This window comes from Azospirillum sp., assembly GCF_035628975.1.
In the GTDB taxonomy this organism is placed as follows: Bacteria; Pseudomonadota; Alphaproteobacteria; order Azospirillales; family Azospirillaceae; genus Azospirillum.
Window position 1 is genome coordinate 14,186 of record NZ_DASPIS010000115.1, and the last position, 20,713, is coordinate 34,898.

Consider the following 20,713-nt stretch of genomic DNA (forward strand, 5'->3'; position numbering starts at 1 on the left):
AAGGATGAGGTGCGGCATTGCCCACGCTTCGCCTCTTTCTTGTCACCAGCCCAGCAACGTTAATCCTTTCGTAACCATATAAAATTCGTCAAGCTCTTTCGCGACATGGTTAACAAACCATTGCTGTGGTTGTTATGCCAGGGAGAGCCGGGCAGCGACCGGCAAAGGTTGGCGGAATGGAGCGGACGGTGGCGAACACGCACGCGACGTCGAACGGGCCCGATACGCCGGGGACATCCGACGCCGGATTCGTCGAGCGGGTCCGCGACGCCATCGACCGGCAGGAGTTGTCGCTGGTCTTCCAGCCGCAGGCCGACGTCTTCACCAACCGCCTGACCGGGTTCGAGGCGCTGTCGCGCTGGCGCCTGTCCGACGGCACGATGCTGCCCCCCGACGTCTTCGTGCCGATGGCCGAACAGGGCGAGGCGATCCACCTGCTGGGCGAATGGACCCTGCGCGCCGCCTGCACGGCCGCGGCCGGCTGGCTTCGCGCCGGCATCGTCGACGTACCGGTGTCGGTGAACCTGTCGGCCCGTCAGCTCGACGATCCGGGTCTGGTGCTGAAGGTGCTGGGGATCCTGGCCGAAACCGGCCTGCCCGCCGCCAACCTGAAGCTGGAATTGACCGAAACCGCGATGTTCAGCCAGACCGCCGACGCGCGGGAGGCCCTGCTGCAGCTGCGCGGCGCCGGGATCCGGATGGTGCTGGACGATTTCGGGACCGGCTGGTCGTCGCTTGCCACCCTGCGCCGGGTGCCGGTGGAAGCGCTGAAGATCGACAAGCAGTTCGTCCAGGCAATGGTGGAGGACCGCGACGCCGCCGCCATCGTCCAGGCGGTGGTGGCGCTTGCCCACGCCCTCGACCTCGCTGTGGTGGCGGAGGGGGTGGAGACGGCCGAGCAGCGCCTGTACCTCCAGGCCTACCGCTGCGACACGCTGCAGGGCTATTGGCTGTCGCGCCCGCTGACCGCCGACGGCGTGGCTGAGTTCCTGGCCGAACGCAGCGTCGTCATCGGCCTGAAGCCGGATGGGCCTTCCGCTGTTCCGCCGACATCAGGATGACCCGCCGGGTCTCATCCCACTCCGTCAGGTCGCCGGCCTCTTCGGCGGTGGCCCAGCAGGCTTCCAGCGCATCGTCGGCGCAAACCGGATTGCCCTCCGCACTGTCCGCCGCCACCTCCACCAGGGTGTAATGGTAATGGACGCGGCCCTCGGCATCGGGGGTGATGGCGTCCACGACGGTGACGATGCCGGTCGGCACCACCTCCAGCCCGGTTTCCTCCCGCACCTCGCGGATCGCCGTCTCGAACACGGTCTCGCCCACCGACTGCGCCCCGCCCGGCAGGCTCCATTGCCCCAGCCGCGGCGCCTTGCCCCGCCGGATCAGCAGGACCCGGTCCCCACGCCAGACGACGACCCCCACCCCCACCCAGGGACGGTCGGGATATTCGCGGCTGGAACGGTCGGGCCGGGTGACGGTCGGATCGGACGATGCGGTCATTAGCCACAGCCTAGCGCACCGCTTGACAGCGTGTCACCCCGTCCCGAGAGTCACCATATGGCGAAGGGCTGCGGAGGGCAGGCGATGGGCGTTCTATACTCGAAGGCCGACGAACCGGGCCTGGATGCAGCCATCGAGCGTGCACTGGCCGAAGGCCCTTTGACCATCGTGCGTCCTGGCAAGCCGTCGATGGTGATGCTGTCTGCCTCCGACTATGAGCGTCTTCGCGGGGAGCTTGCCGCGCCACCCTCGCAGATGCCCAGAAACCTGATCGAGGCATTGCTGCGCCCTGTGGACACGGCGGATATCGACCTCGACGATGCGATCGGCGGACGCCATGGGCCGGAAACCCGCAAGCCGGTGGATTTCGGTACAGATCCGATCTGATGGGATACCTGCTGGACACCAACATCCTGTCCGAACCACGTCGGCCAAGGCCCAATCCGCAGGTGATTGGCTGGCTGGAGCGTCTTGCGCCATCAGTAGTCTTCGTCAGCGTCATCAGCATCGGAGAGATCCATCGCGGGATCACCAACATCCGCCGCACCGATGCCGCGAAGGCGGAGCAGCTTGAAACCTGGTTAAGGGGTGTGGAAGCCTGGACGGACCGCATACTGCCGGTTTCACTGACGGTGGCGACCATCTGGGGCCATCTTCGCGATGCACATCGGAACTGTGATCCGGTGGACGCTCTGATCGCCGCCACTGCCCAGGCGCACGGGCTGACAGTCGCCACACGCAACACACGCGATTTCCAAGCCTTCGGCATTCCGCTGCTGAACCCGTTCGAGGCCCCATGAAGCTCAACGAAATCCGCACCTTCATCGCCGTGGCCGATGCGCAGTCGGTGCAGGAGGCCGGCAACCGGCTGGGGCTGACGCAGTCGGCGGTGTCGCGGCTGATCCAGCGGCTGGAGGCGGAACTGGGCGTCGTGCTGTTCGACCGGCAGACCAAGCCGCTGGCGCTGACCCGCGACGGGGAACTGGCACTTGCCCATGCACGGCGCATCCTGGCGGCGGCCAGCGACTTCGCCGACGCCTTTGCCGGATCCGTGGAACCGCGTGGTCTGCTGAGGCTCGGCGTCGCGCATGTACTGACTGCGCTCGCCGCCGGGCGGCCGTTAGACGACCTGCGCGCCGGCTTTCCCGGCCTGACGCTGCGGCTGCATTCCGACTGGAGCAACCCGCTGATCGAGCAGGTCCGCGCCGGTACGCTCGACGGCGGGCTGATCCTGATGTGCGAGGAACAGACCCCGCCCGACGATCTGCCGGCCCGCCGGATCGGAACCGAGGCGGTCAGCATCGTCGCCTCCCCCGACCGGTCGGTCGGCGCCGATCTGGCATCGATGAACGAGCGCGGCTGGGTGCTGCAGCCCAACGGCTGCAGGTACCGCGAAGCGCTTCATCAGGCGCTGGCGCCGCTGGGACTGCAGCCGAACGTGACGGTGGAGGCCTACGACCAGAGCCTGCTGGTGTCGTTGGTGGCGCGTGGCGTCGGATTCGGGCTGGCGCCGATGGGCCTTATCGCGCCGATCCCCGGTGCCGCCATGGTCCGGCCGGTCGATCTGCCCGATTTTCGGATGTCGGTGACCATCTGGCTGGTCCAATCGCGGACGACCGGACGCATCGCCCCGGTGTTCGACCGGCTGGAGGACGCACTGCGGCGCGAGATGGCGGCCGGACGCCCGGCGCCTCAAGCGATGGAACAGTTCGCGCTTCTGCATTCCGCCGCGGAATGACCCGGTTGCCGATTATGAATTTGCCGAACTGTTGATGCCCGCCTATCGTCGGTGACAACACACCACCACGATGCGCAACCCCGCGGCACGCGGTTCCGCAACACCGGCGCTCGACGCCGGCCCCTTCCGGGAGGACGCCTTGACCACCGCCACCCCCGCACCGGCGCCCTCTTGGAGGACGCCCGCACTCGTCGTCGTCTGCGGCTGCCTGATCTCGATGCTGGCCTTCGGACCGCGGTCCAGCATGGGCCTGTTCATCGGGCCGCTTTCGGAAACCCGTGGCTGGGGCCGCGATGTCTTCGCGCTGGCGATGGCGATCCAGAACATCCTGTGGGGGGCCGGCGGCCCCTTCGCCGGTGCGCTGACCGACCGCTACGGCCCCGCTCCGGTTCTCGCCGGCGGCGGGATTCTCTACGCCGCCGGGCTGGCGCTGATGCCCTACGCGACGACCAGCGTCGAACTGTACCTCACGGCCGGCGTGCTGATCGGGCTGGGGCTGTCGGGCGCTTCCTTCGGCATCATCATCGCCGGCTTCACCCGGCTGCTGCCGCCGGAACAGCGCAGCTGGTCGGTCGGCATCGCCACCGCCGCCGGGTCGATGGGCCAGTTCCTGTTCGCGCCGATGGGTCAGGCCTTCATCGCCGGCTTCGGCTGGCAGACCGCCCTGCTTCTGCTGGCGGCGTCGATGATCGCGGTGCCGCTGCTGGCCGGCGTCTTCCCCGGACCGAAGGGCATGACGGCGAGCGGGACCCCGGCGGTGACCGGCGCCAACATCGGCTACATCGCCGCGGTGCGGCAGGCCTTCCAGCACCGCAGCTACGTGCTGCTGGTCGCCGGCTTCTTCGTCTGCGGCTTCCAGCTGGCCTTCATCACCACCCACCTGCCGCCCTACCTGACTGAGGCCGGGATCAGCGCGTCGCTTGCCGCTTGGGCGCTGGCGCTGATCGGACTGTTCAACGTCATCGGCTCCTATGCGTCCGGCGTGCTGGCGGGCAAGGTCAGCAAGCGCTACCTGCTGTGCGCCAACTATTTCTCGCGCGGCATCGCTACGGCGATCTTCATCCTGCTGCCGATCTCGTCGGTGACGGTGATCGTCTACGCCGCGGTGATGGGCCTGCTGTGGCTGTCCACCGTGCCGCCGACCTCCGGCCTCGTCGCGCTGATGTTCGGCACCCGCTACATGGGCACGCTGTACGGCTTCGCCTTCTTCAGCCATCAGGTCGGCGGCTTCCTGGGCGTCTGGCTGGGCGGCGTTCTGTATGAGCGCACGGGGTCCTACGACGTCGTCTGGTGGCTAGGCGTGGCGCTGGCCATGTTCGCGACCATCGTCCACTGGCCGATCGCCGAGAAGCCCGCCCCGTCGCTGGCGGCGGCCGAGGCGAAGGCGTAAGGTAGGCACCATGAGCGACCGCCCCGCCCCCTCCCCTTCCGGATTCCCCATCGGCCACGGCCTTGCCGCGGCGCTGTTCGGCGGCGTTCTGCTGGTGTGGGCGGCGCTGATGGGGCTGTCGCTGCAACGCGCCGCCCTGCCGGATGCGACCGACGGCATGATTCTGGCGGTCTTCTCCCCCGGCACCAGCGACGCCGAGGCCATGGCGGCGATGGTGCGGGCGGGGGGCGAGCCGGTGCGCTCCACCTGGCTTGGATTCGCCTGGGTCGCCCGCGGGACGGAGCCCGGATTCGTCGGTCGGCTGAAGGCGGAGGGCGCGCTTGGCGCCTTCGGGGAGCTTCCGGTCGGGCCGACGCTGGGCGGCTGCACCGCCACCCCGGTCGACACCGCCAAGATCGCCGCGACCCGCCTGCAATAGGCGCCTCTTTCCACCCTGCGGAGCAGCTTGGGCCTCACCAACGGTGGACGCGCGTCCGTTGCGGTGTCATAGTGCGGCCCGCATTCGACCAGCCCCGTGTCCGCGGGGCCAGACTCCGGAATTCGTGAGCGACGATGAGCGAGCCGATCTCCCTGTTCACCAAACTGGCGAACATCCACATCCGTTACGTCACGTGGCGTCGGGGCGCCAAGGTCGGCAGCGACCGCTTCGGCAACGTCTATTACCGCAGCAAGGACACCAAGGCCGGCACGCGCGAGCGCCGCTGGGTCCTGTATGCCGGTGAGCCCGACGCGTCCAAGATCCCGCCGGAATGGCACGGCTGGCTGCACCACACCACCAAGGAGCCGCTGCCCGAGGGGTCGAGCGCCTTCCACAAGCCCTGGCAGAAGGAGCATCTGCCCAACATGTCGGGCTCGGTCCAGGCCTATCGTCCCCCCGGCCATGTGCTGGCCGGCGGCAAGCGCGTGCCGGCCACCGGCGACTACGAGCCCTGGACTCCGAGCTGATCCCTGCCAAGGACTGACCCTCACGTCAGAGCGGAAAGCCCGGCCCCTTTCGGGCCGGGTTTCGTTTCTGGAACTCGCAGCAGGATAGCTCTATGCGCCGGAATGTGATCGAAACCGTGCTGGGCGGCGTCGTGCTCGCCGTGGCCGCCGTGTTCCTTGCCTTCGCCTACAAAAGCGCCGATCTGCGCAAGGTGCAGGGCTATGACATCACCGCCAATTTCACCAGCATCACCGGCCTGCAGGGCGGCGCCGACGTCCGTATCAGCGGCGTGAAGGTCGGCACCGTCACCGGGCTGTCTCTCGACCCCACTAGCTATCAGGCGGTGGTCCACCTGTCGGTCGACAATTCGGTGAAGCTGCCGAAGGACACCGCGGCGGTCATCGCGTCGGAAAGCCTGCTGGGCGGCAAGTTCCTGTCCCTGGAACCGGGCGGCGATCCCGACACCATCAAGCCGAACGGCAAGATCGAATTCACGCAAAGCACGCCGGGCCTGGAGCAGTTGCTGGGTCAGGTCATCTTCTCGCTGCAGAGCATGAGCAAGCCGGGCGATTCGTCGAACGGACAGTCCTCCCAGGCGCCGGCCCAGCCGCCGAAGCTCTGACACCGGGCTCCGATACGAAGCAGGGACGTGGCCGGAACCAGCGGCCACGCTCAAGCGTTCCTCCCATATCCGGATGGCGGCCATCGGATAGGCGCTGCCGGATCATGAAGCAGGAGGAAGTGCGATGCGTCTCTCCCACTTGGCCGTGTTCGGTCTGGCCCTGGCGACCGCCGCCTGCGGCGCCAACATGGAAGAGAAATCCGCCAGCGGCGGACTTGGCGGTGCCGCCGCGGGCGCCGTGGTCGGCGGCCCGGTGGGTGCGGTCGTCGGCGCCGCGGCCGGTGCCGGAGCCGGGGCGGCGACCCAGAAGATCGAAGACCGGAACGAAGCGCAGAGCGGTTCCGGCTCCACCTACAGCGCCCCTGCGTCGCGCAGCAGCGTCACGCGCTGATCCATTCTGCACGGACACCCCATCCCGGCGTCCCCGCCACTGGACGCTGACCCGCTTCCGGGCTAGAAGGCGGAGTGCCCCCGGCAGAGTCCACGCCGACAGGCAGGGCCGGCCGCGTGGGCGCCGTCCGCAATAACGGAAGCGATCCGACGTGACGCGACTCTCAAGATTTTTCCGTCCGGCCGCCCGGCTGATGGGTGCCGCCGCGGTGCTGGTCCCGCTGGCCGTCCAGGCCGCCCCGGTTCCGAGCCAGATGATGGAGCGGCCGGCGGCAGAGCTGCAATGGCTGGACAAGGTGACCGCCCGCACCTCCACCTTCACCATGAAGGTCGGAGAGACGAAGGCGATGAGCAGCCTGCGCATCACCCTGCGCGCCTGCCGCGAGAACCCGCCGATCGAAACACCGGAATCCGCCGCCTTCCTTGAGGTGACGGAAATCAAGCCCGGCGAGCAGGCGGAACAGGTCTTCAGCGGCTGGATGTTCGCCTCCAGCCCCGCCCTGTCGGCGATGGAGAACCCGATCTACGACGTGTGGGTTCTGGGCTGCGAGCAGTGAGGTGTGGGGGCCAAGCTTACTGCCCCCTCCCCATTCCTCCCCCGCTTGTCAGCGGTGGAGGGGGTGGAATGCTTGCCGACGTGAACTGAAATGCGAAGCGGCGGCAGTTCCCTCCCCCGCCCAGCGGGGGAGGGTCAGGGTGGGGGGGTTAACTTACTCCGCCACCGCCGCGATGGGATTGCCCAGCGCCTTATCCAGATAATCGTCGACCTGCGTCGCCAGATCGTCGGTGCGGTTGACGAAGAAATGGCTGGCGCCGGGGACGACGCGATGGTCGATGCGGATGTCCTTCTGGTGCGACAGCTTGGTCACCAGCTTGGTCACCGCGGCCTGCGGCACCACCTCGTCCTTGTCGCCGTGGATGATCAGGCCGGAGGACGGGCACGGCGCCAGGAAGGAGAAGTCGAACAGGTTGGCCGGTGGCGAGACCGAGACGAAGCCGTCGATCTCCGGACGGCGCATCAGCAACTGCATGCCGATCCAGGCACCGAACGACACACCGCCGATCCAGCAGAGCGGAGCGTTCGGGTTGTAGGTCTGCAGCCAGTCCAGCGCCGCCGCGGCGTCGGCCAGCTCCCCCTCCCCCTTGTCGTAGGTGCCCTGGCTGCGCCCGACGCCACGGAAGTTGAAGCGGAGCGCCGAATAGCCGCGCTTGGTGAAGGACTGGAACAGGGTGAAGACCACCTTGTTGTTCATCGTCCCATTGTGCTGCGGGTGCGGGTGCAACAGCAGCGCAACCGGGGCGTTCGGCTGCTTGCCGTGGGTGTAACGGCCTTCCAGGCGACCGGCGGGACCGTTGAAGAGCACTTCAGGCATGGGAACGACGTTCCTGACGCGGACAAAGGGTTATTGGGACCGCCGCAGCGACCAACCGGAGATCATCCGGCCTGCCGCCCCGACGCACGGGGCCTTTACGAGCCCGTCACGGATTTTCCCGCATTGGAGTGGGGTTTTTCGCACACAATTCTTGACCGTTTTGCTTGGTCATCATATATGCGTCGTAACGTCCTCCGGGGCAACCCGCCTGACCCGCCCGATCGGCCCAGCGCTAGCGGGACCGGCCGAAAGACCGGGTCCATGCCGGCCGGATCCGCAGGGTTCCGGACCGGAAGGTCCTGAACCGCAAGGTTCCGACAGGCCGAAGCCGGGCGCGGGCGGCCGATGAGAGCGGCGGACTATACCACGGCGGGTGATGGCGTGTTCAAGCATCTTCGCGAAGAGATCGACGGGATCATGGCGCGCGACCCGGCGGCGCGGTCCCGGCTTGAGGTGGCGCTCTGCTACCCTGGATTTCACGCGATCGTGCTCCACCGCATCGCCCGGCGTGCCCGCGACGCCGGCTGGCACCTGACCGCCCGCCTCGTCTCGCAGATCGCCCGCTCGCTGACGGGCATCGAAATCCATCCCGGCGCCACCATCGGCCGCCGCTTCTTCATCGACCACGGCATGGGCGTCGTGATCGGCGAAACGGCGGAAATCGGCGACGACGTCATGCTCTATCATGGGGTGACGCTGGGCGGCACCTCGCTCAACCCGGGCAAGCGCCATCCGACGCTGGGCGACGGCGTGATCGTCGGCGCCGGCGCCAAGATCCTGGGCGCCATCGCCATCGGGCGCGGCGCGCGCATCGGCGCCAACGCCGTGGTGGTGGCCGACGTGCCGGCCGACACCGCGGTCGTCGGCATCCCGGCCAAGCCCGTCGTCCCGCGCGACCGGGCGGAAACGCGCAAATTCATGCCCTACGGCACCCCCTGCGGCGAGATCCCCGATCCGGTGGCCCGCGCGCTGTCCGGCCTGCTCGATCAGGTGACGGCGCTGCAGGCGCGTGTCGGCGAACTAGAGGCGGCGAACCCGTCATCGGCCGCAACCGTACTTCCCCGTTCAACACCCACACCGCTGGAAGCGGTGGCGTCCCACCATGTCGGGATGCACGAAGCCCAAGGAGATCCGCGATGAGACTCAGCACCAAGGGACGCTATGCCGTGATGGCGATGGTCGATCTGGCCGCCACCAGCCAAGGCAGCCCGGTCGCGCTGGCGGACATCGCGGAACGGCAGGAGATCTCGCTTTCCTACCTGGAGCAGCTGTTCGCCAAGTTGCGCAAGGGCGGGCTGGTCAAGAGCGTGCGCGGTCCCGGCGGCGGCTATCTGCTCGCCCATCCGGCCGACGCGACCCGGGTGTCCGACATCATCCTGGCGGTGGACGAGCCGATCCGCACCACCCGCTGCGCCAACGGCACGCCGCAGGGTTGCCGCACCAACCGCTCGCGCTGCCTGACCCACGACCTGTGGGAGGAGTTGGGCAACCAGATCCACATGTATCTCAGCTCGGTCACCGTGGCCGACGTGGTGGAACGGCGGATCATCGGCACCAGCGGCCTGAACCTGCTGCGCCCGGCCCCGGCCGCCGACAGCGCCGCGATCGCCGCCGCCGAGTGAAGACGACCCTGTCCGGACGCGAGTACGCCTGAAAAGTGACCATTCTGCCCGTCAGCCCGTTCCGGCGGACCGGAGTCTATCTCGACCACAACGCCACCGCCCCGCTCAAGCCGGAGGTGAAGGCGGCGATGGGTCAGGCGATGGATCTGGTCGGCAACCCGTCCTCCGTGCATGCCTTCGGCCGCAGCGCCCGGCGCGCGGTGGAGGAGGCGCGCACCGCCGTCGCCGCTCTCGCCGGGGTCAAGCCGGCGCAGGTGCTGTTCACCGGCAGCGGGACGGAGGCCAACAACTTCGCTCTGCGCGGCTTCGCCGGCCACCGGGTGGTGACCTCGGCCATCGAGCATGAATCGGTGCTGGCCGCCCGGCCCGACGCGGAGCGCTTCGGCGTGACACGCGACGGCGTCGCAGATCTGGAGGATCTGGCACGCCGTCTGGCCCGTGGGGACGAGCCGGCGCTGGTCTCGCTGATGCTCGTCAACAACGAGACCGGGGTGGTCCAGCCGGTGGCGGACGCTTCCAGGATCGCGCACGCCCATGGCGCACTGGTCCATTGCGATGCGGTGCAGGCGGCAGGCCGGCTGCCTCTGTCGCTGTCCGCCCTCGGCGCCGACCTGATGACGCTGTCGGCCCACAAGCTGGGCGGCCCGACCGGCGTCGGCGCCCTGATCCTGGGCGAGGGGCTGGAACCCGATGCGCTGATCCGCGGCGGCGGGCAGGAGCGGCGCAAGCGCGCCGGCACCGAGAACCTGCTGGGGATCGTCGGCTTCGGCGCCGCGGTGCGTCTGGCGCTGGACGGGCTGGCGGAGGCCGCCGACCTCGCGGCCCTGCGCGACCGGCTGGAGCGCGAGGCGCTGGCCGCCATGCCGCGCGCCCGCGTGATGGGTGCCGGCGCGGCGCGCGTCGCCAACACCAGTTGCCTGATGCTGCCCGGCCTGCCCGGAGAGACCCAGGTTATGACGCTCGACCTCGCCGGGGTGGCGGTCAGCGCCGGATCAGCCTGTTCCAGCGGCAAGGTGAAGCCGTCCCATGTGCTGGCGGCGATGGGCGAGGACGACCGCTCCGCCGCCAGCGCCATCCGTGTCAGCCTGGGCTGGACCAGCGACGACGAGGCGGTGGACCGCTTCCTGACGGCCTGGACCGCGATGGCGCGGCGAAGCGCGCCTGCGGATGGCTAAGGTTCCCCCGCTGACGTTCCCCCGACCGCCGGCATGCCCCCGACCGCCGGCATGGCTGCGCGACCATCTGTCTCCCATCGGGAAAGCCTGCATTCGCGCATTGCGCCGGATGCGGCTTCTGGGTATGACGCCGCGGAAGGCCCCTATGCTGTCGGGCCGGATGGCGGCGGAGGCATGATGTCAGGTAAACCAACCTATCGGCCGAGCCTTTCGGCGTTTTGACGGACAGCGCGCATGACCCGTTCCAAATCCGGCCCGCCCGGCAACAACAGCGGCGGAATTTCCGGCGCAATCGCCGGCGATCTGGAGCCCTGCGGCACCTGCGGCCGCTCGGTGGCGCCGCGCGCCCTGTTCTGTCACGCCTGCGGCGCCGCGCAGCCGCCGCGGCCGCTCGACCCCTTCACCCGGCTGGGGCTGGAACGGCGCTTCGACATCGATCTGGAGCAGCTGTCGAAACAGCATGCCGGCTTCACCCGCGCCATGGACCCGGAGCGCTTTGCCGCCCGCGGCCCGCGCCAGCAGGCCAATGCCAAGGCCCAGGTCGATGCCCTGCGCGAGGCCTTTGAGGTTCTGCGCGATCCCATCCGCCGCGCCCACGCGCTGCTGTCGCTGCTGGGCGGCGCCCCGGCCGCGAGCGATGGGGCCGGGAATGGGGCCGAAAATGGAGATGAGGAGATCGCGGATCTTGCCGCCCGGCTGACCCGCGCCGACGACGCGCTGGAGTTGGACCGCATCGGCCTGGACCTCGGCCAGCGGATCGAGGCCTGCATCAAGTATCTCACCCCCGCCTTCCGCAAGGCGCAGACGGCATCCGGCCCGGACAGCCCGCCGGCCACGGACGGTGCAGCGCGCATCCTGGCCCGGCTGGAACGGCTGGAGGGACTGGCTGCCGACGTCCGTGACCGCCGCGCCGCCCGGACGCCGCCGCGGCCCTGATCCGGCCAACCCGCTACCAAAATCCGCCCTTTCAATCGCTAGGCAACCTTAGAAGAACGAGGACCCCATGCCCAAGATGACCTTCATCGAGCCCGATGGCAGCCGCCGCGAGGTGGACGCCCCGCTCGGCCTGTCCGTGCTGGAAATCGCGCACAAGAACAGCCTGGACCTGGAAGGCGCCTGCGAGGGCTCGCTGGCCTGCTCCACCTGCCATGTCGTGATCGAGCCGGAATGGTTCGACGTGCTGCCGGACGCGCAGGAGGACGAGGAGGACATGCTGGACCTCGCCTTCGGCCTGACCAAGACCTCGCGCCTGGGCTGCCAGATCATCATGACCGAAGAACTGGACGGTCTGGTCGTCCGCCTGCCGGGCGGCAGCAACAACGCGATGAAGTAACGGCGCGGGGGAACCTGTTCCGGCCGCCGGACCAGCGTCATGCGACGCAAAACCCGGCGGCCTCTTTCCCCCTCACCTTCCCCTGTTCCGATTTCCTACTTTCCCGGGCGCCTGCCCGTACCATATAGGGCGCCATGAACTCCCTCGGTCTTCCAAAGCGCCCCCAGGACACCCGCGTCGTCGTCGCGATGTCCGGCGGGGTGGATTCCTCCGTCACCGCCGCCGTGCTGCGGGAGGAGGGCTATGACGTCGTCGGCATCACGCTCCAGCTTTACGACCACGGTCTGGCATTGCAGAAGCCGGGCGCCTGCTGCGCCGGCCAGGACATCTACGACGCCCGTCAGGTCGCCGACCGCATCGGCATCCCGCATTACGTCCTGGATTACGAGGGCCGCTTCAGCCAGGACGTGATGGACGATTTCGCCGACAGCTATCTGCGCGGCGAGACGCCGATCCCCTGCGTGCGCTGCAACCAGCGCGTCAAGTTCCGCGACCTGCTGAACACCGCGCGTGACCTCGGCGCCGATGCGCTGGCCACCGGCCATTACGTCCGCCGCATCGCCGGCCCGCAGGGCGCCGAGCTGCACCGCGCCGTCGACCCCGCCAAGGACCAGAGCTATTTCCTGTTCGCCACCACGCGCGAGCAGTTGGAGTTCCTGCGCTTCCCCCTTGGCGGCCTGACCAAGCCGGAAACCCGCGCGCTGGCCGAGCGCCATGGGCTGGAGGTGGCAGCCAAGCCCGACAGCCAGGACATCTGCTTCGTCCCCAACGGCAATTATGCCGAGGTGGTGGCGAAGCTCCGCCCCGGCTCCGTCGAGCCCGGCGACATCGTCCATGTCGACGGCCGGGTGCTGGGCCGCCACAAGGGCGTCGTCCACTACACGGTCGGCCAGCGCAAGGGGCTGGGCATCGGCGGCATCCGCGGCCAGGAGGAGGAGGCGCTCTACGTCGTCCGCCTGGAGCCCGCCCGCCGCCGCGTCGTCGTCGGCCCGCGCCGCGACCTCGCCCGCTCGCTGGTGATGGTGCGCGAGGTGAACTGGCTGGGTCCCGATCTGGCCGACGGCGCGGGGATCGAGGTGTCGGTGAAGCTGCGCTCCGCACAGCCCGCCGCTCCCGCCGTCTGGCGCGCCGGGCCGGACGGCAGCGCGCGGGTGGAGTTGCAGGAGCCCCAGCACGGCATCGCCCCCGGCCAGGCCTGCGTCGTCTACCAGGGCGACCGCGTGCTGGGCGGCGGCTGGATTTCCGGCACCGCCGGGGGTGTGGCCGATGCTGTGGAGGCAGGTGAAACGGTGGCCTGAATCAGGGGGTTATGTGTCTTTCCGTCGTCCGGCCGAAAAAAATCGCACCCCCCGAAAATTCCGCGTTGACAGGCCAAGTCGCCCTATCCTATATAGCGGCTCCCGGCGGCAACGACGGGACACGATGGTAGCCAACGGCGGCGGAAACGCCAACAAAGGCGAACACGATGGCAGCGTAGCTCAGTGGTAGAGCAGGGGAATCATAATCCCTTGGTCGGGGGTTCAAATCCCTCCGCTGCTACCATCATAGAAAGCCCCCTGATTTCCAGCCGGAAGTCAGGGGGTTTTTCTTTGCACATCATCGGGTTGACGCGGCGTCGATTGCAGCGCGACCAATGCGGTATGCCGGTCTCCCCTACCCCATCATCGACTTCGGCAGCGCAATCCGCGGCTCCACCTCGACCCGGTTGCGACCAGCATGCTTGGCGCGGTAGAGGGCGGCGTCGGCGCGGGCCAGCAGGGGTTCGATGCCCGTGTCGGTCGCGTTCAGCCAGCTCAACCCCAGGCTGACCGTCACGGTCATCTCGCCGCCGGTCTCCAAACGGACCGGCATGGCGGCGACGGCCTGGCGCAGGCGCTGGGCGACGGCGTAGGCGTTGACCGGCGGGGTTTCGGGCATCACCACGGCGAATTCCTCGCCGCCCAAGCGGCCGATGATGTCGCTGGTGCGCAAGCTCTCCTTGCAGGCGCGCACCGTGCTGCGGATAGCCTCGTCGCCGGTGGCGTGGCCGTGGGTGTCGTTGACCCGCTTGAAGTGGTCGATGTCCAGCATCACCACCGACAGAGGACGCTCGTAGCGGCGCGAGCGGCCGAACTCCTCATCCCCACGTTCCAGGAAGCGGCGGCGGTTCAGGGCGCCGGTCAGGGCGTCGGTGGTCGCAAGCCGCTCCAGGTCGCGCTGCATCGCCACGACGCGCGAGGCGGCCAGCAGGCGCGCCGCCGTCCATTTCCAATCCAGCGGCTTGCGCAGGAACTCGTCGGCGCCGGCCTCCACCAGTTCGTGGAACTGGTCGGTCATGCTGCCGGGGATCATCAGGATCAGATAGAGGTGGCGCAGCCCCTGGGCGGTGCGCAGGTGCCAGCACAGCTCGATCCCCGTCATGTCGGCAAGCCGGATGTCGGCCATGACCACGTCGAACCGCTCGTTCGCCACCGCTTCGATGGCGGCGGCCCCGGTCTCGACCACGCTGGTCGCGTAGCCCAGCTTCGTCAGCTCATACACCATCATGGTCAGGTGGCGCGGTGAATCGTCGACGATCAGAATCCGCAAATCGAAAGCTCCCGGCGATCCCTTCCCGTTTATGGAGCATGAGGCCCGACTTGTGCAAATGTCCTTAACGTCATGTCGCAGAACGATAACGAAAAGCGAGGGTCATACGCAGGTATGGCGGAGGGTCTGTCCGCGATCGGCCGCTGGGTGGGTCTGATGCTTTTGCACATGTTGCCTACCGGGTCGCCCGATTGGTAATGTTTCATTCAAATCTGTTCGCGGGACAAGCGGACGATATTGCGGGAGGCACGACCATGGACAGCGCGCGCGCGGCCCACATCGATGAACTCGTCCGTGTCTCCGCCGGTGTGCCGTCAGCCCGCGATGCGATCATCGAAAGCTCCTGGCGCCGCTGCGTCGCCGACCACAAGCTGGACCCCACCATCGGGCGCGAGGCCCATATCCTGCCGCAGGAGCGGCTGCGCGAGCACCGCGACGCGATGGACGAATTCCTGCGCATGGCCCGCTTCGGGCTGGAGGCGCTGTACCGGCAGGTCGCCGGCATGGGGTATGTCCTGCTGCTGACCGACAGCAACGGCGTCACGGTGGATTTCATCGGCGACCCGACCTTCGACAACCATCTGCGCCGGGCCGGGCTGTATCTGGGGTCCGACTGGAACGAGGGGCATGCCGGCACCTGCGCCGTCGGCACCTGCATCGCCACGGCCCAGGCGCTGACCGTGCACCAGACCGACCATTTCGACTCCACCCACATCCCGCTGACCTGCACCGCCGCCCCCGTCTTCGACAGCGGGGGAGAGCTGGCAGCGGTCCTCGACATCTCCGCCTTGCATTCGCCGGAACCGAAGATCAGCCAGTATCTGGCGCTGCAGATGGTGAAGGCCTATGTCCACAAGATCGAAACCGCCAACCTCTACAATAACTTCCGCCGCGATTGGGTGGTGAAGCTGTCTGCGTCGCAGGAATTCGCGGAGGTCGATCCGGATTTTGTCATGGCGCTGGACGGCGGCGGCCGGGTGGTCGGCTTCAACCACAAGGCCCACGACCTGCTGGCGGAAGACGGGATGTCGCCGCTCGGCCGCACCTTCGCCGAACTGTTCGACTGCGAGGTGGACGATCTGGTCCGCTTCGTCCGCGCGCTCCCGACCGAACAGCGCACGCTGCGCCTGCGCCGCACCGGCCTGCCGCTGTTCGCCCAGGCGATGCCGCCGCCGGCGGTGTCCCTGCCCCGCAACCACCCCCACGACCAGGGGAACGATCCTCTGCCGGAGCCGTTGCGCGTGGTGTCCGGCGGCGACCCGGCATTGAAGGCGGTGCTGACGCGGGCGGCGAAGCTGGTCAACACCCGCATGAGCCTGCTGATCCATGGCGAGACCGGCACCGGCAAGGAACATCTGGCCAAGGCGCTGCACAAGTCCAGCGTTCGCCGCAACAAGCCCTTCGTCGCCGTCAATTGCGCCGCATTGCCGGAAAACCTGATCGAGAGCGAACTGTTCGGCTACGAGCCCGGCTCCTTCACCGGGGCGACGGCGCGCGGCAAGAAGGGGCTGATCCTGGAGGCCGACGGCGGCACCCTGTTCCTGGACGAGATCGGCGACATGCCGCTGTCGTCGCAGACCCGCCTGCTGCGCGTGCTGGCGGAGCGGGAGGTGACGCCGATCGGCCGAACCAAGGCGGTGTCGGTGGATGTCCGCGTCATCGGCGCCACCCACCGCGATCTGGTGGAACTGGTCAAGGCCGGCAAGTTCCGCGACGACTTGTACTTTCGTCTCAACGGCGCGGTGTTCACCGTGCCGCCGCTGCGCCAGCGCGGCGACCTGGATTGGCTGATCGAACGGCTGCTGGCCGAACGGGCAGAGCGTGACGGCATCGGCTACCGCCTGGCCCCGGCGGCGCTGGCGGCTCTGCGCGGCCATGGCTGGCCGGGCAATGTGCGGGAGTTGGTGAATGCGCTGGACTATGCCTGCGCGGTCAGCGACGGCGGGCTGATCGACCTCGCCGACATTCCGGAGCCGGTGCAGCACAGCGGTCTGTTCCAGGCCTGGCCGGCTGAGGCGGTAGGGACGGTGGTGGCTGAGGAGGATCCCGCCGCCCGGCTGCGCGAGACGCTGCGGCGGCATCACTGGAACGTGTCGGCGACGGCGCGGGCGCTGGGGGTCGATCGGTCGACCGTCCATCGGCAGATGCACCGCTTCGGCATCGTGGCGCCGCATCGGGCGGAGTGAGGGGGGTTCTGCCGCGGTTGCCCCCTCCCCATCCCTCCCCCACCCTCGGTCGGCCAAAGGCCGATCCGATCGTGGGAGAGGGGGTAGGAGCTTTGCGGGAAGTCCGGCGGAGTTCCCTCTCCCGCGTTAGCGGGGGAGGGTTAGGGAGGGGGCATTCGCCGCCAATACTTAACCCACCGCCCCGAACCCGCCGCCGCCGGGCGTCTCCACCACCAGGGCGTCGCCCGGCCGCATCGCCGTGCTGTCCTGGGAGGCCAGTTCCTGCACGCTGCCGTCGGTGCGCTGGACCCAGCTGCGGCCGAGCCCGCCGTCCGCCCCACCCTTCAGCCCGAAGGGGGCGATCTTGCGATGGTTGGCGAGGATGGCGGCGGTCATCGGCTCCAGGAAGCGCAGGCGGCGGATCACGCCGTCTCCGCCACGCCAGCGCCCTGCCCCACCGGAGCCGCGGCGGATGCGGAAGCCCTCCACCAGCACCGGGAAGCGCCATTCCAGCACCTCCGGATCGGTCAGGCGGGAGTTGGTCATGTGGGTCTGCACCGCGTCGGTGCCGTTGAAGCCGTTGCCGGCTCCGGAGCCGCCGCAGACCGTCTCGTAATACTGGTGCCACTCATTGCCGAAGGTGGTGTTGTTCATCGTGCCCTGGGCCGACGCCATCACCCCCAACGCGCCGAACAGCGCATCGACGATGCACTGGCTGGTCTCCACATTGCCGGCGACCACCGCGGCGGGCGGGTTGGGCGACAGCATGGACCCCGGCGGGATGACGATCTCGATGGGGCGCAGGCAGCCCTCGTTCATCGGGATCTCGTCATCCACCAGACAGCGGAAGACATAGAGCACCGCCGCCCGGCAGACCGCCGAGGGAGCGTTGAAGTTGTTGGTGAGCTGCGTGCTTGTGCCTGAGAAGTCGACGATCGCCGAGCGCGCGGCATGGTCGATCGACACCCGCAGCTTGATCACCGCCCCATTGTCCAGCGTCACAGCGAAATCGCCGTCGCTCAGCACGCCGATGGCGCGGCGGACCTGCTCCTCGGCATTGTCCTGGACGTGGCGCATATAGGCGATGACGGTGGACAGGCCGTGCAGGCGGACGACGCGGTGCAGTTCGCGGGTGCCCTGCTCGTTGGCGGCGACCTGCGCCTTGAGGTCGCCGATGTTCTGCGCCGGGTTGCGCGCCGGATGGGGGCCGGAGCGCAGAAGCTCCAACATGGCCTCTTCAAGGAACTGGCCGTTCTCCACCAGCGGCACGCAGTCCATCAGCACGCCTTCGTCGGCGATGGTCTTGCTGTCGGGCGGCATGGAGCCGGGGGTGATGCCGCCGACATCGGCGTGATGGCCGCGCGAGGCGACGAAGAACAGCAGATCCTTGCCGGCCTCGTCGAACACCGGGGAAACGACGGTGATGTCCGGCAGATGCGTGCCCCCATGATAGGGGTCGTTCAGCGCGAAGCTCTCGCCCGCGGTGAAGGTGCCGCCGCGCCGCTCGATGACCGCGCGCACGCTCTCGCCCATCGATCCCAGATGGACCGGCATGTGCGGGGCGTTGGCGATCAGCCCGCCGTCGCGGTCGAACAGGGCGCAGGAGAAGTCCAGCCGCTCCTTGATGTTCACCGACCGGGCGGTCTTCTCCAGCGTCACGCCCATCCGCTCGGCGATGGACATGAACAGGTTGTTGAAGACCTCCAGCATCACCGGATCGACCTTCGCCCCGCCCTTGATGCCGGCGGCCTGACGCTGGGTCGCCGGTTCCAGCCGTGTCAGCACCAGATGGTTCTTGCGGGTGACCTCCGCCATCCAGCCGGGCTCGACCACGGTGGTGGAGACCGCTTCGGCCAGGATCGCCGGGCCGACCACCCGGTTGCCGGGCTGAAGCTGGCGGCGGTCGTAGAGCGGAGCCTCGCGGCGCTGGCCGCCGATATGGGTGGCGACGGTGGCGAGCCGGCGCGGCAGCACGGCGGTGGTGGCGGGAAGCTCCGGATCCTCCAGCACGTCGGTCAGGCCGACCGCCTCCAGCGTCACCGATTCGACCTCCAGCTCGGTGCCGGGGGTGAGGAAGCCGTAGCGGCGGCGGTGCGCCTCCTCGAAGGCCTTGGTCATCGCGACCTTGGAGCCGAAGGCCACCGTCAGCGTGGTGTCGGACCCGGCGGCCTTCAGGTGGACGCGGCGGTTGATCGCCTGCCGGTCGGCGGCGACACCCTGGCGCGCCAGTTCCGCCCGCCCCTCGGTCTCCAGGTCGGTGAACAGCATGGTCAGCCGGTCGACCACGGGGTCGCTCAACGGGCCTTCGACCGCGCGCTCGCGGATGGCGACGGTGTCCGCCAAACCGATGCCGTAGGCGGACAGCACGCCGGCCTGCGGGTGCAGGAAGACCCGCGTCATGCCCAGCGCGTCGGCGACGGCGCACACATGCTGGCCCGCCGCCCCGCCGAAGCCGTTCAGGGTGTAGCCGGTGACGTCATAGCCGCGCTCCACCGATATTTTCTTGATGGCGTTGGCCATGTTGTCGACGGCGATGCGCAGGAAGCCTTCGGCGACCTCCTGCGGGGTCATCGCCGTGCCGAGCTTGGCGTTGACGGTGGCGGCCAGTTCGGTGAAGCGGGCCTTCACCACCTCGGCGTCCAGCGGCTGGTCGCCGTTCGGGCCGAAGACATGCGGGAAGAAGCGCGGCTGGATCTTGCCGACCATCACGTTGCAGTCGGTGACGGTCAGCGGCCCGCCGCGACGGTAGCAGGCCGGGCCGGGATTGGCGCCGGCACTGTCCGGCCCGACGCGGAAACGGGTGCCGTCGAAGACGCAGAGCGAACCGCCGCCGGCCGCCACGGTGTGGATGTGCATCATCGGCGCCCGCACCCGCACACCGGCCACCACCGCGTCGAAGGCGCGCTCATACTCGCCGGCATAGTGCGACACGTCGGTGGAGGTGCCGCCCATGTCGAAGCCGATGACCCGGTCGAAACCGGCCATGCCGGCGGTGCGCACCGCGCCCACCACGCCGCCGGCCGGGCCGGACAGGATGGCGTCCTTGCCCTGGAAGCGGCGGGCATCGGTCAGGCCGCCGTTGGACTGCATGAACATCAGCGGCACCGGCGTGCCGTCGACGCTGAGGTCGTTGGCGACCCGGTCGACATAGCGGCGCAGCACCGGAGAGAGATAGGCGTCGGCCACCGTGGTGTCGCCGCGCCCGACCAGCTTCATCAACGGGCTGACCAGATGGCTGACCGAGACCTGGGTGAAGCCGACGGCCCGGGCCAGCGAGGCGACCTGCCGCTCATGCTCCGGATAGCGGTAGCCGTGCATCAGCGCGATGGCGGCAGCGCGGAAGCCTTGGCGGTAGGCCTCCTCCAACCCGCGGCGGACGGCATGGAGGTCGACCGGCTTCAGCACGCGGCCATCGGCCATCACCCGTTCCGGCACCTCCACCACATGGGAATAGAGCTGGTCGGGCAGATGGATGTGCCGGGCGAAGATCTTCGGCCGGGCCTGATGGCCGATGCGCAGCTGGTCGCCCAGCCCTTCGGTGATCAGCAGGACGGTCGGCTCGCCCTTGCGTTCCAGCAGGGCGTTGGTGGCGACGGTGGTGCCCATCTTCACCACCTCCACCGTATCCGGCGGGATCGGCTGGCCGGGCTTCAGGCCCAGAAGCTCGCGGATGCCCTGGACGGCGGCGTCGGCATAGCGCTCCGGATTCTCCGACAGCAGCTTGTGGGTGACGACCGACCCGTCCGGCCGGCGGCCGACGATGTCGGTGAAGGTGCCGCCGCGATCGATCCAGAACTGCCATCGGGCGGGCTTGACCTCCGCCGTCCCGCCCATCGCCGCACCTTGATTCTCAGCCATCGTCGTCGCACCCGCCGAATCCCTGCGCGGCAACCGCACCGCGCGTGGGCCGGA

At 68.7% G+C, this 20,713-nt stretch carries 21 protein-coding genes and 1 tRNA gene; 18 read left to right on the top strand and 4 right to left on the bottom strand.

Going from position 1 to position 20,713, the window contains the following annotated elements; translation table 11 throughout:
- Positions 1 to 188 precede the first annotated feature (188 nt).
- On the top strand, positions 189 to 1,061 hold the full coding sequence (locus VD964_RS24625) for an EAL domain-containing protein (RefSeq protein ID WP_324871128.1): 873 nt from the start codon (positions 189 to 191) through the stop codon (positions 1,059 to 1,061).
- On the opposite strand, the gene VD964_RS24630 is transcribed toward VD964_RS24625, so the two are convergent.
- The gene (locus VD964_RS24630) at positions 1,009 to 1,500 is read right to left on the bottom strand and encodes an NUDIX hydrolase (protein ID WP_324871129.1); all 492 of its coding nucleotides are present in this window, start codon (positions 1,498 to 1,500) and stop codon (positions 1,009 to 1,011) included. The genes VD964_RS24625 and VD964_RS24630 overlap by 53 nt on opposite strands.
- 84 nt (positions 1,501 to 1,584) lie before the next feature.
- On the opposite strand from VD964_RS24630, the gene VD964_RS24635 reads away from it, so the two are divergent.
- The 9 genes from VD964_RS24635 (at position 1,585) to VD964_RS24675 (ending at position 7,122) form a co-directional block, all read left to right on the top strand.
- Positions 1,585 to 1,887 (top strand): type II toxin-antitoxin system prevent-host-death family antitoxin, encoded by a 303-nt coding sequence (locus VD964_RS24635; protein ID WP_324871130.1) that lies wholly within the window; start codon positions 1,585 to 1,587, stop codon positions 1,885 to 1,887.
- Positions 1,887 to 2,300 (top strand): type II toxin-antitoxin system VapC family toxin, encoded by a 414-nt coding sequence (locus VD964_RS24640; RefSeq protein WP_324871131.1) that lies wholly within the window; start codon positions 1,887 to 1,889, stop codon positions 2,298 to 2,300. Before VD964_RS24635 ends, VD964_RS24640 begins: the two co-directional genes overlap by 1 nt.
- The gene (locus tag VD964_RS24645) at positions 2,297 to 3,238 is read left to right on the top strand and encodes a LysR family transcriptional regulator (protein WP_324871132.1); all 942 of its coding nucleotides are present in this window, start codon (positions 2,297 to 2,299) and stop codon (positions 3,236 to 3,238) included. The genes VD964_RS24640 and VD964_RS24645 overlap by 4 nt, the downstream gene beginning before the upstream one ends.
- A 139-nt stretch (positions 3,239 to 3,377) precedes the next feature.
- Positions 3,378 to 4,628 carry an MFS transporter gene (locus VD964_RS24650; RefSeq protein WP_324871133.1) on the top strand — a complete coding sequence of 417 codons (1,251 nt, stop codon included), beginning with the start codon at positions 3,378 to 3,380 and terminating at the stop codon, positions 4,626 to 4,628.
- A gap of 10 nt (positions 4,629 to 4,638) precedes the next feature.
- A complete protein-coding gene (locus tag VD964_RS24655) occupies positions 4,639 to 5,046 on the top strand; it encodes a hypothetical protein (protein WP_324871134.1) in 408 nt (135 codons plus the stop codon).
- A gap of 134 nt (positions 5,047 to 5,180) precedes the next feature.
- Positions 5,181 to 5,573, top strand: coding sequence for an NADH:ubiquinone oxidoreductase subunit NDUFA12 (locus VD964_RS24660; protein WP_310112758.1), 393 nt, complete (start codon positions 5,181 to 5,183; stop codon positions 5,571 to 5,573).
- A gap of 92 nt (positions 5,574 to 5,665) precedes the next feature.
- The gene (gene mlaD, locus VD964_RS24665) at positions 5,666 to 6,175 is read left to right on the top strand and encodes an outer membrane lipid asymmetry maintenance protein MlaD (RefSeq protein ID WP_324871135.1); all 510 of its coding nucleotides are present in this window, start codon (positions 5,666 to 5,668) and stop codon (positions 6,173 to 6,175) included.
- A gap of 124 nt (positions 6,176 to 6,299) precedes the next feature.
- Complete coding sequence (locus VD964_RS24670) at positions 6,300 to 6,566, top strand: hypothetical protein (RefSeq protein ID WP_324871136.1); 267 nt, start codon at positions 6,300 to 6,302, stop codon at positions 6,564 to 6,566.
- 151 nt (positions 6,567 to 6,717) lie between these two features.
- Complete coding sequence (locus VD964_RS24675; protein WP_324871137.1) at positions 6,718 to 7,122, top strand: DUF2155 domain-containing protein; 405 nt, start codon at positions 6,718 to 6,720, stop codon at positions 7,120 to 7,122.
- A gap of 153 nt (positions 7,123 to 7,275) precedes the next feature.
- On the opposite strand, the gene VD964_RS24680 is transcribed toward VD964_RS24675, so the two are convergent.
- Complete coding sequence (locus VD964_RS24680) at positions 7,276 to 7,938, bottom strand: alpha/beta hydrolase (protein ID WP_085089866.1); 663 nt, start codon at positions 7,936 to 7,938, stop codon at positions 7,276 to 7,278.
- A 345-nt stretch (positions 7,939 to 8,283) separates the two neighbouring features.
- Between VD964_RS24680 and epsC the strand changes: the two genes are divergently transcribed.
- The 7 genes from epsC to VD964_RS24715 all read left to right on the top strand — a co-directional run bounded on the left by epsC (position 8,284) and on the right by VD964_RS24715 (position 13,610).
- Positions 8,284 to 9,078, top strand: a complete 795-nt coding sequence (epsC, locus tag VD964_RS24685) for a serine O-acetyltransferase EpsC (RefSeq protein WP_324871138.1) — start codon at positions 8,284 to 8,286, stop codon at positions 9,076 to 9,078.
- The gene (locus tag VD964_RS24690) at positions 9,075 to 9,560 is read left to right on the top strand and encodes an Rrf2 family transcriptional regulator (RefSeq protein WP_324871139.1); all 486 of its coding nucleotides are present in this window, start codon (positions 9,075 to 9,077) and stop codon (positions 9,558 to 9,560) included. Before epsC ends, VD964_RS24690 begins: the two co-directional genes overlap by 4 nt.
- A gap of 35 nt (positions 9,561 to 9,595) precedes the next feature.
- Positions 9,596 to 10,735 carry a cysteine desulfurase family protein gene (locus tag VD964_RS24695; protein WP_324871140.1) on the top strand — a complete coding sequence of 380 codons (1,140 nt, stop codon included), beginning with the start codon at positions 9,596 to 9,598 and terminating at the stop codon, positions 10,733 to 10,735.
- 234 nt (positions 10,736 to 10,969) lie between these two features.
- Positions 10,970 to 11,671 carry a molecular chaperone DnaJ gene (locus tag VD964_RS24700; protein ID WP_324871141.1) on the top strand — a complete coding sequence of 234 codons (702 nt, stop codon included), beginning with the start codon at positions 10,970 to 10,972 and terminating at the stop codon, positions 11,669 to 11,671.
- Positions 11,672 to 11,738: 67 nt separating this feature from the next.
- Positions 11,739 to 12,068, top strand: coding sequence for a ferredoxin family 2Fe-2S iron-sulfur cluster binding protein (locus VD964_RS24705; RefSeq protein ID WP_194913406.1), 330 nt, complete (start codon positions 11,739 to 11,741; stop codon positions 12,066 to 12,068).
- 134 nt (positions 12,069 to 12,202) lie between these two features.
- The gene (mnmA, locus tag VD964_RS24710) at positions 12,203 to 13,366 is read left to right on the top strand and encodes a tRNA 2-thiouridine(34) synthase MnmA (RefSeq protein ID WP_324871142.1); all 1,164 of its coding nucleotides are present in this window, start codon (positions 12,203 to 12,205) and stop codon (positions 13,364 to 13,366) included.
- A 169-nt stretch (positions 13,367 to 13,535) separates the two neighbouring features.
- A tRNA-Met gene (locus tag VD964_RS24715) sits at positions 13,536 to 13,610 on the top strand.
- Between the two features lie 111 nt (positions 13,611 to 13,721).
- Here the strand turns inward: VD964_RS24715 and VD964_RS24720 are convergent.
- Positions 13,722 to 14,636, bottom strand: a complete 915-nt coding sequence (locus VD964_RS24720; RefSeq protein WP_324871143.1) for a diguanylate cyclase — start codon at positions 14,634 to 14,636, stop codon at positions 13,722 to 13,724.
- A 254-nt stretch (positions 14,637 to 14,890) separates the two neighbouring features.
- On the opposite strand from VD964_RS24720, the gene VD964_RS24725 reads away from it, so the two are divergent.
- Positions 14,891 to 16,822 (top strand): sigma-54-dependent Fis family transcriptional regulator, encoded by a 1,932-nt coding sequence (locus VD964_RS24725; protein ID WP_324871144.1) that lies wholly within the window; start codon positions 14,891 to 14,893, stop codon positions 16,820 to 16,822.
- Positions 16,823 to 16,990: 168 nt separating this feature from the next.
- Here the strand turns inward: VD964_RS24725 and VD964_RS24730 are convergent, their stop codons facing one another.
- Complete coding sequence (locus VD964_RS24730; protein ID WP_324871145.1) at positions 16,991 to 20,659, bottom strand: hydantoinase B/oxoprolinase family protein; 3,669 nt, start codon at positions 20,657 to 20,659, stop codon at positions 16,991 to 16,993.
- Positions 20,660 to 20,713: the final 54 nt, after the last annotated feature.

Coding starts and splice junctions, on each gene's coding strand:
- VD964_RS24640 (WP_324871131.1), top strand. CDS start 1,887: ATGGGATACCTGCTGGACACCAACATCCTGTCCGAACCACGTCGGCCA.
- VD964_RS24700 (WP_324871141.1), top strand. CDS start 10,970: ATGACCCGTTCCAAATCCGGCCCGCCCGGCAACAACAGCGGCGGAATT.
- VD964_RS24645 (WP_324871132.1), top strand. CDS start 2,297: ATGAAGCTCAACGAAATCCGCACCTTCATCGCCGTGGCCGATGCGCAG.
- epsC (WP_324871138.1), top strand. CDS start 8,284: ATGAGAGCGGCGGACTATACCACGGCGGGTGATGGCGTGTTCAAGCAT.
- VD964_RS24630 (WP_324871129.1), bottom strand. CDS start 1,500: ATGACCGCATCGTCCGATCCGACCGTCACCCGGCCCGACCGTTCCAGC.
- VD964_RS24660 (WP_310112758.1), top strand. CDS start 5,181: ATGAGCGAGCCGATCTCCCTGTTCACCAAACTGGCGAACATCCACATC.
- VD964_RS24705 (WP_194913406.1), top strand. CDS start 11,739: ATGCCCAAGATGACCTTCATCGAGCCCGATGGCAGCCGCCGCGAGGTG.
- VD964_RS24670 (WP_324871136.1), top strand. CDS start 6,300: ATGCGTCTCTCCCACTTGGCCGTGTTCGGTCTGGCCCTGGCGACCGCC.
- VD964_RS24635 (WP_324871130.1), top strand. CDS start 1,585: ATGGGCGTTCTATACTCGAAGGCCGACGAACCGGGCCTGGATGCAGCC.
- VD964_RS24655 (WP_324871134.1), top strand. CDS start 4,639: ATGAGCGACCGCCCCGCCCCCTCCCCTTCCGGATTCCCCATCGGCCAC.
- mlaD (WP_324871135.1), top strand. CDS start 5,666: ATGCGCCGGAATGTGATCGAAACCGTGCTGGGCGGCGTCGTGCTCGCC.
- VD964_RS24680 (WP_085089866.1), bottom strand. CDS start 7,938: ATGCCTGAAGTGCTCTTCAACGGTCCCGCCGGTCGCCTGGAAGGCCGT.
- VD964_RS24730 (WP_324871145.1), bottom strand. CDS start 20,659: ATGGCTGAGAATCAAGGTGCGGCGATGGGCGGGACGGCGGAGGTCAAG.
- mnmA (WP_324871142.1), top strand. CDS start 12,203: ATGAACTCCCTCGGTCTTCCAAAGCGCCCCCAGGACACCCGCGTCGTC.
- VD964_RS24725 (WP_324871144.1), top strand. CDS start 14,891: ATGGACAGCGCGCGCGCGGCCCACATCGATGAACTCGTCCGTGTCTCC.
- VD964_RS24690 (WP_324871139.1), top strand. CDS start 9,075: ATGAGACTCAGCACCAAGGGACGCTATGCCGTGATGGCGATGGTCGAT.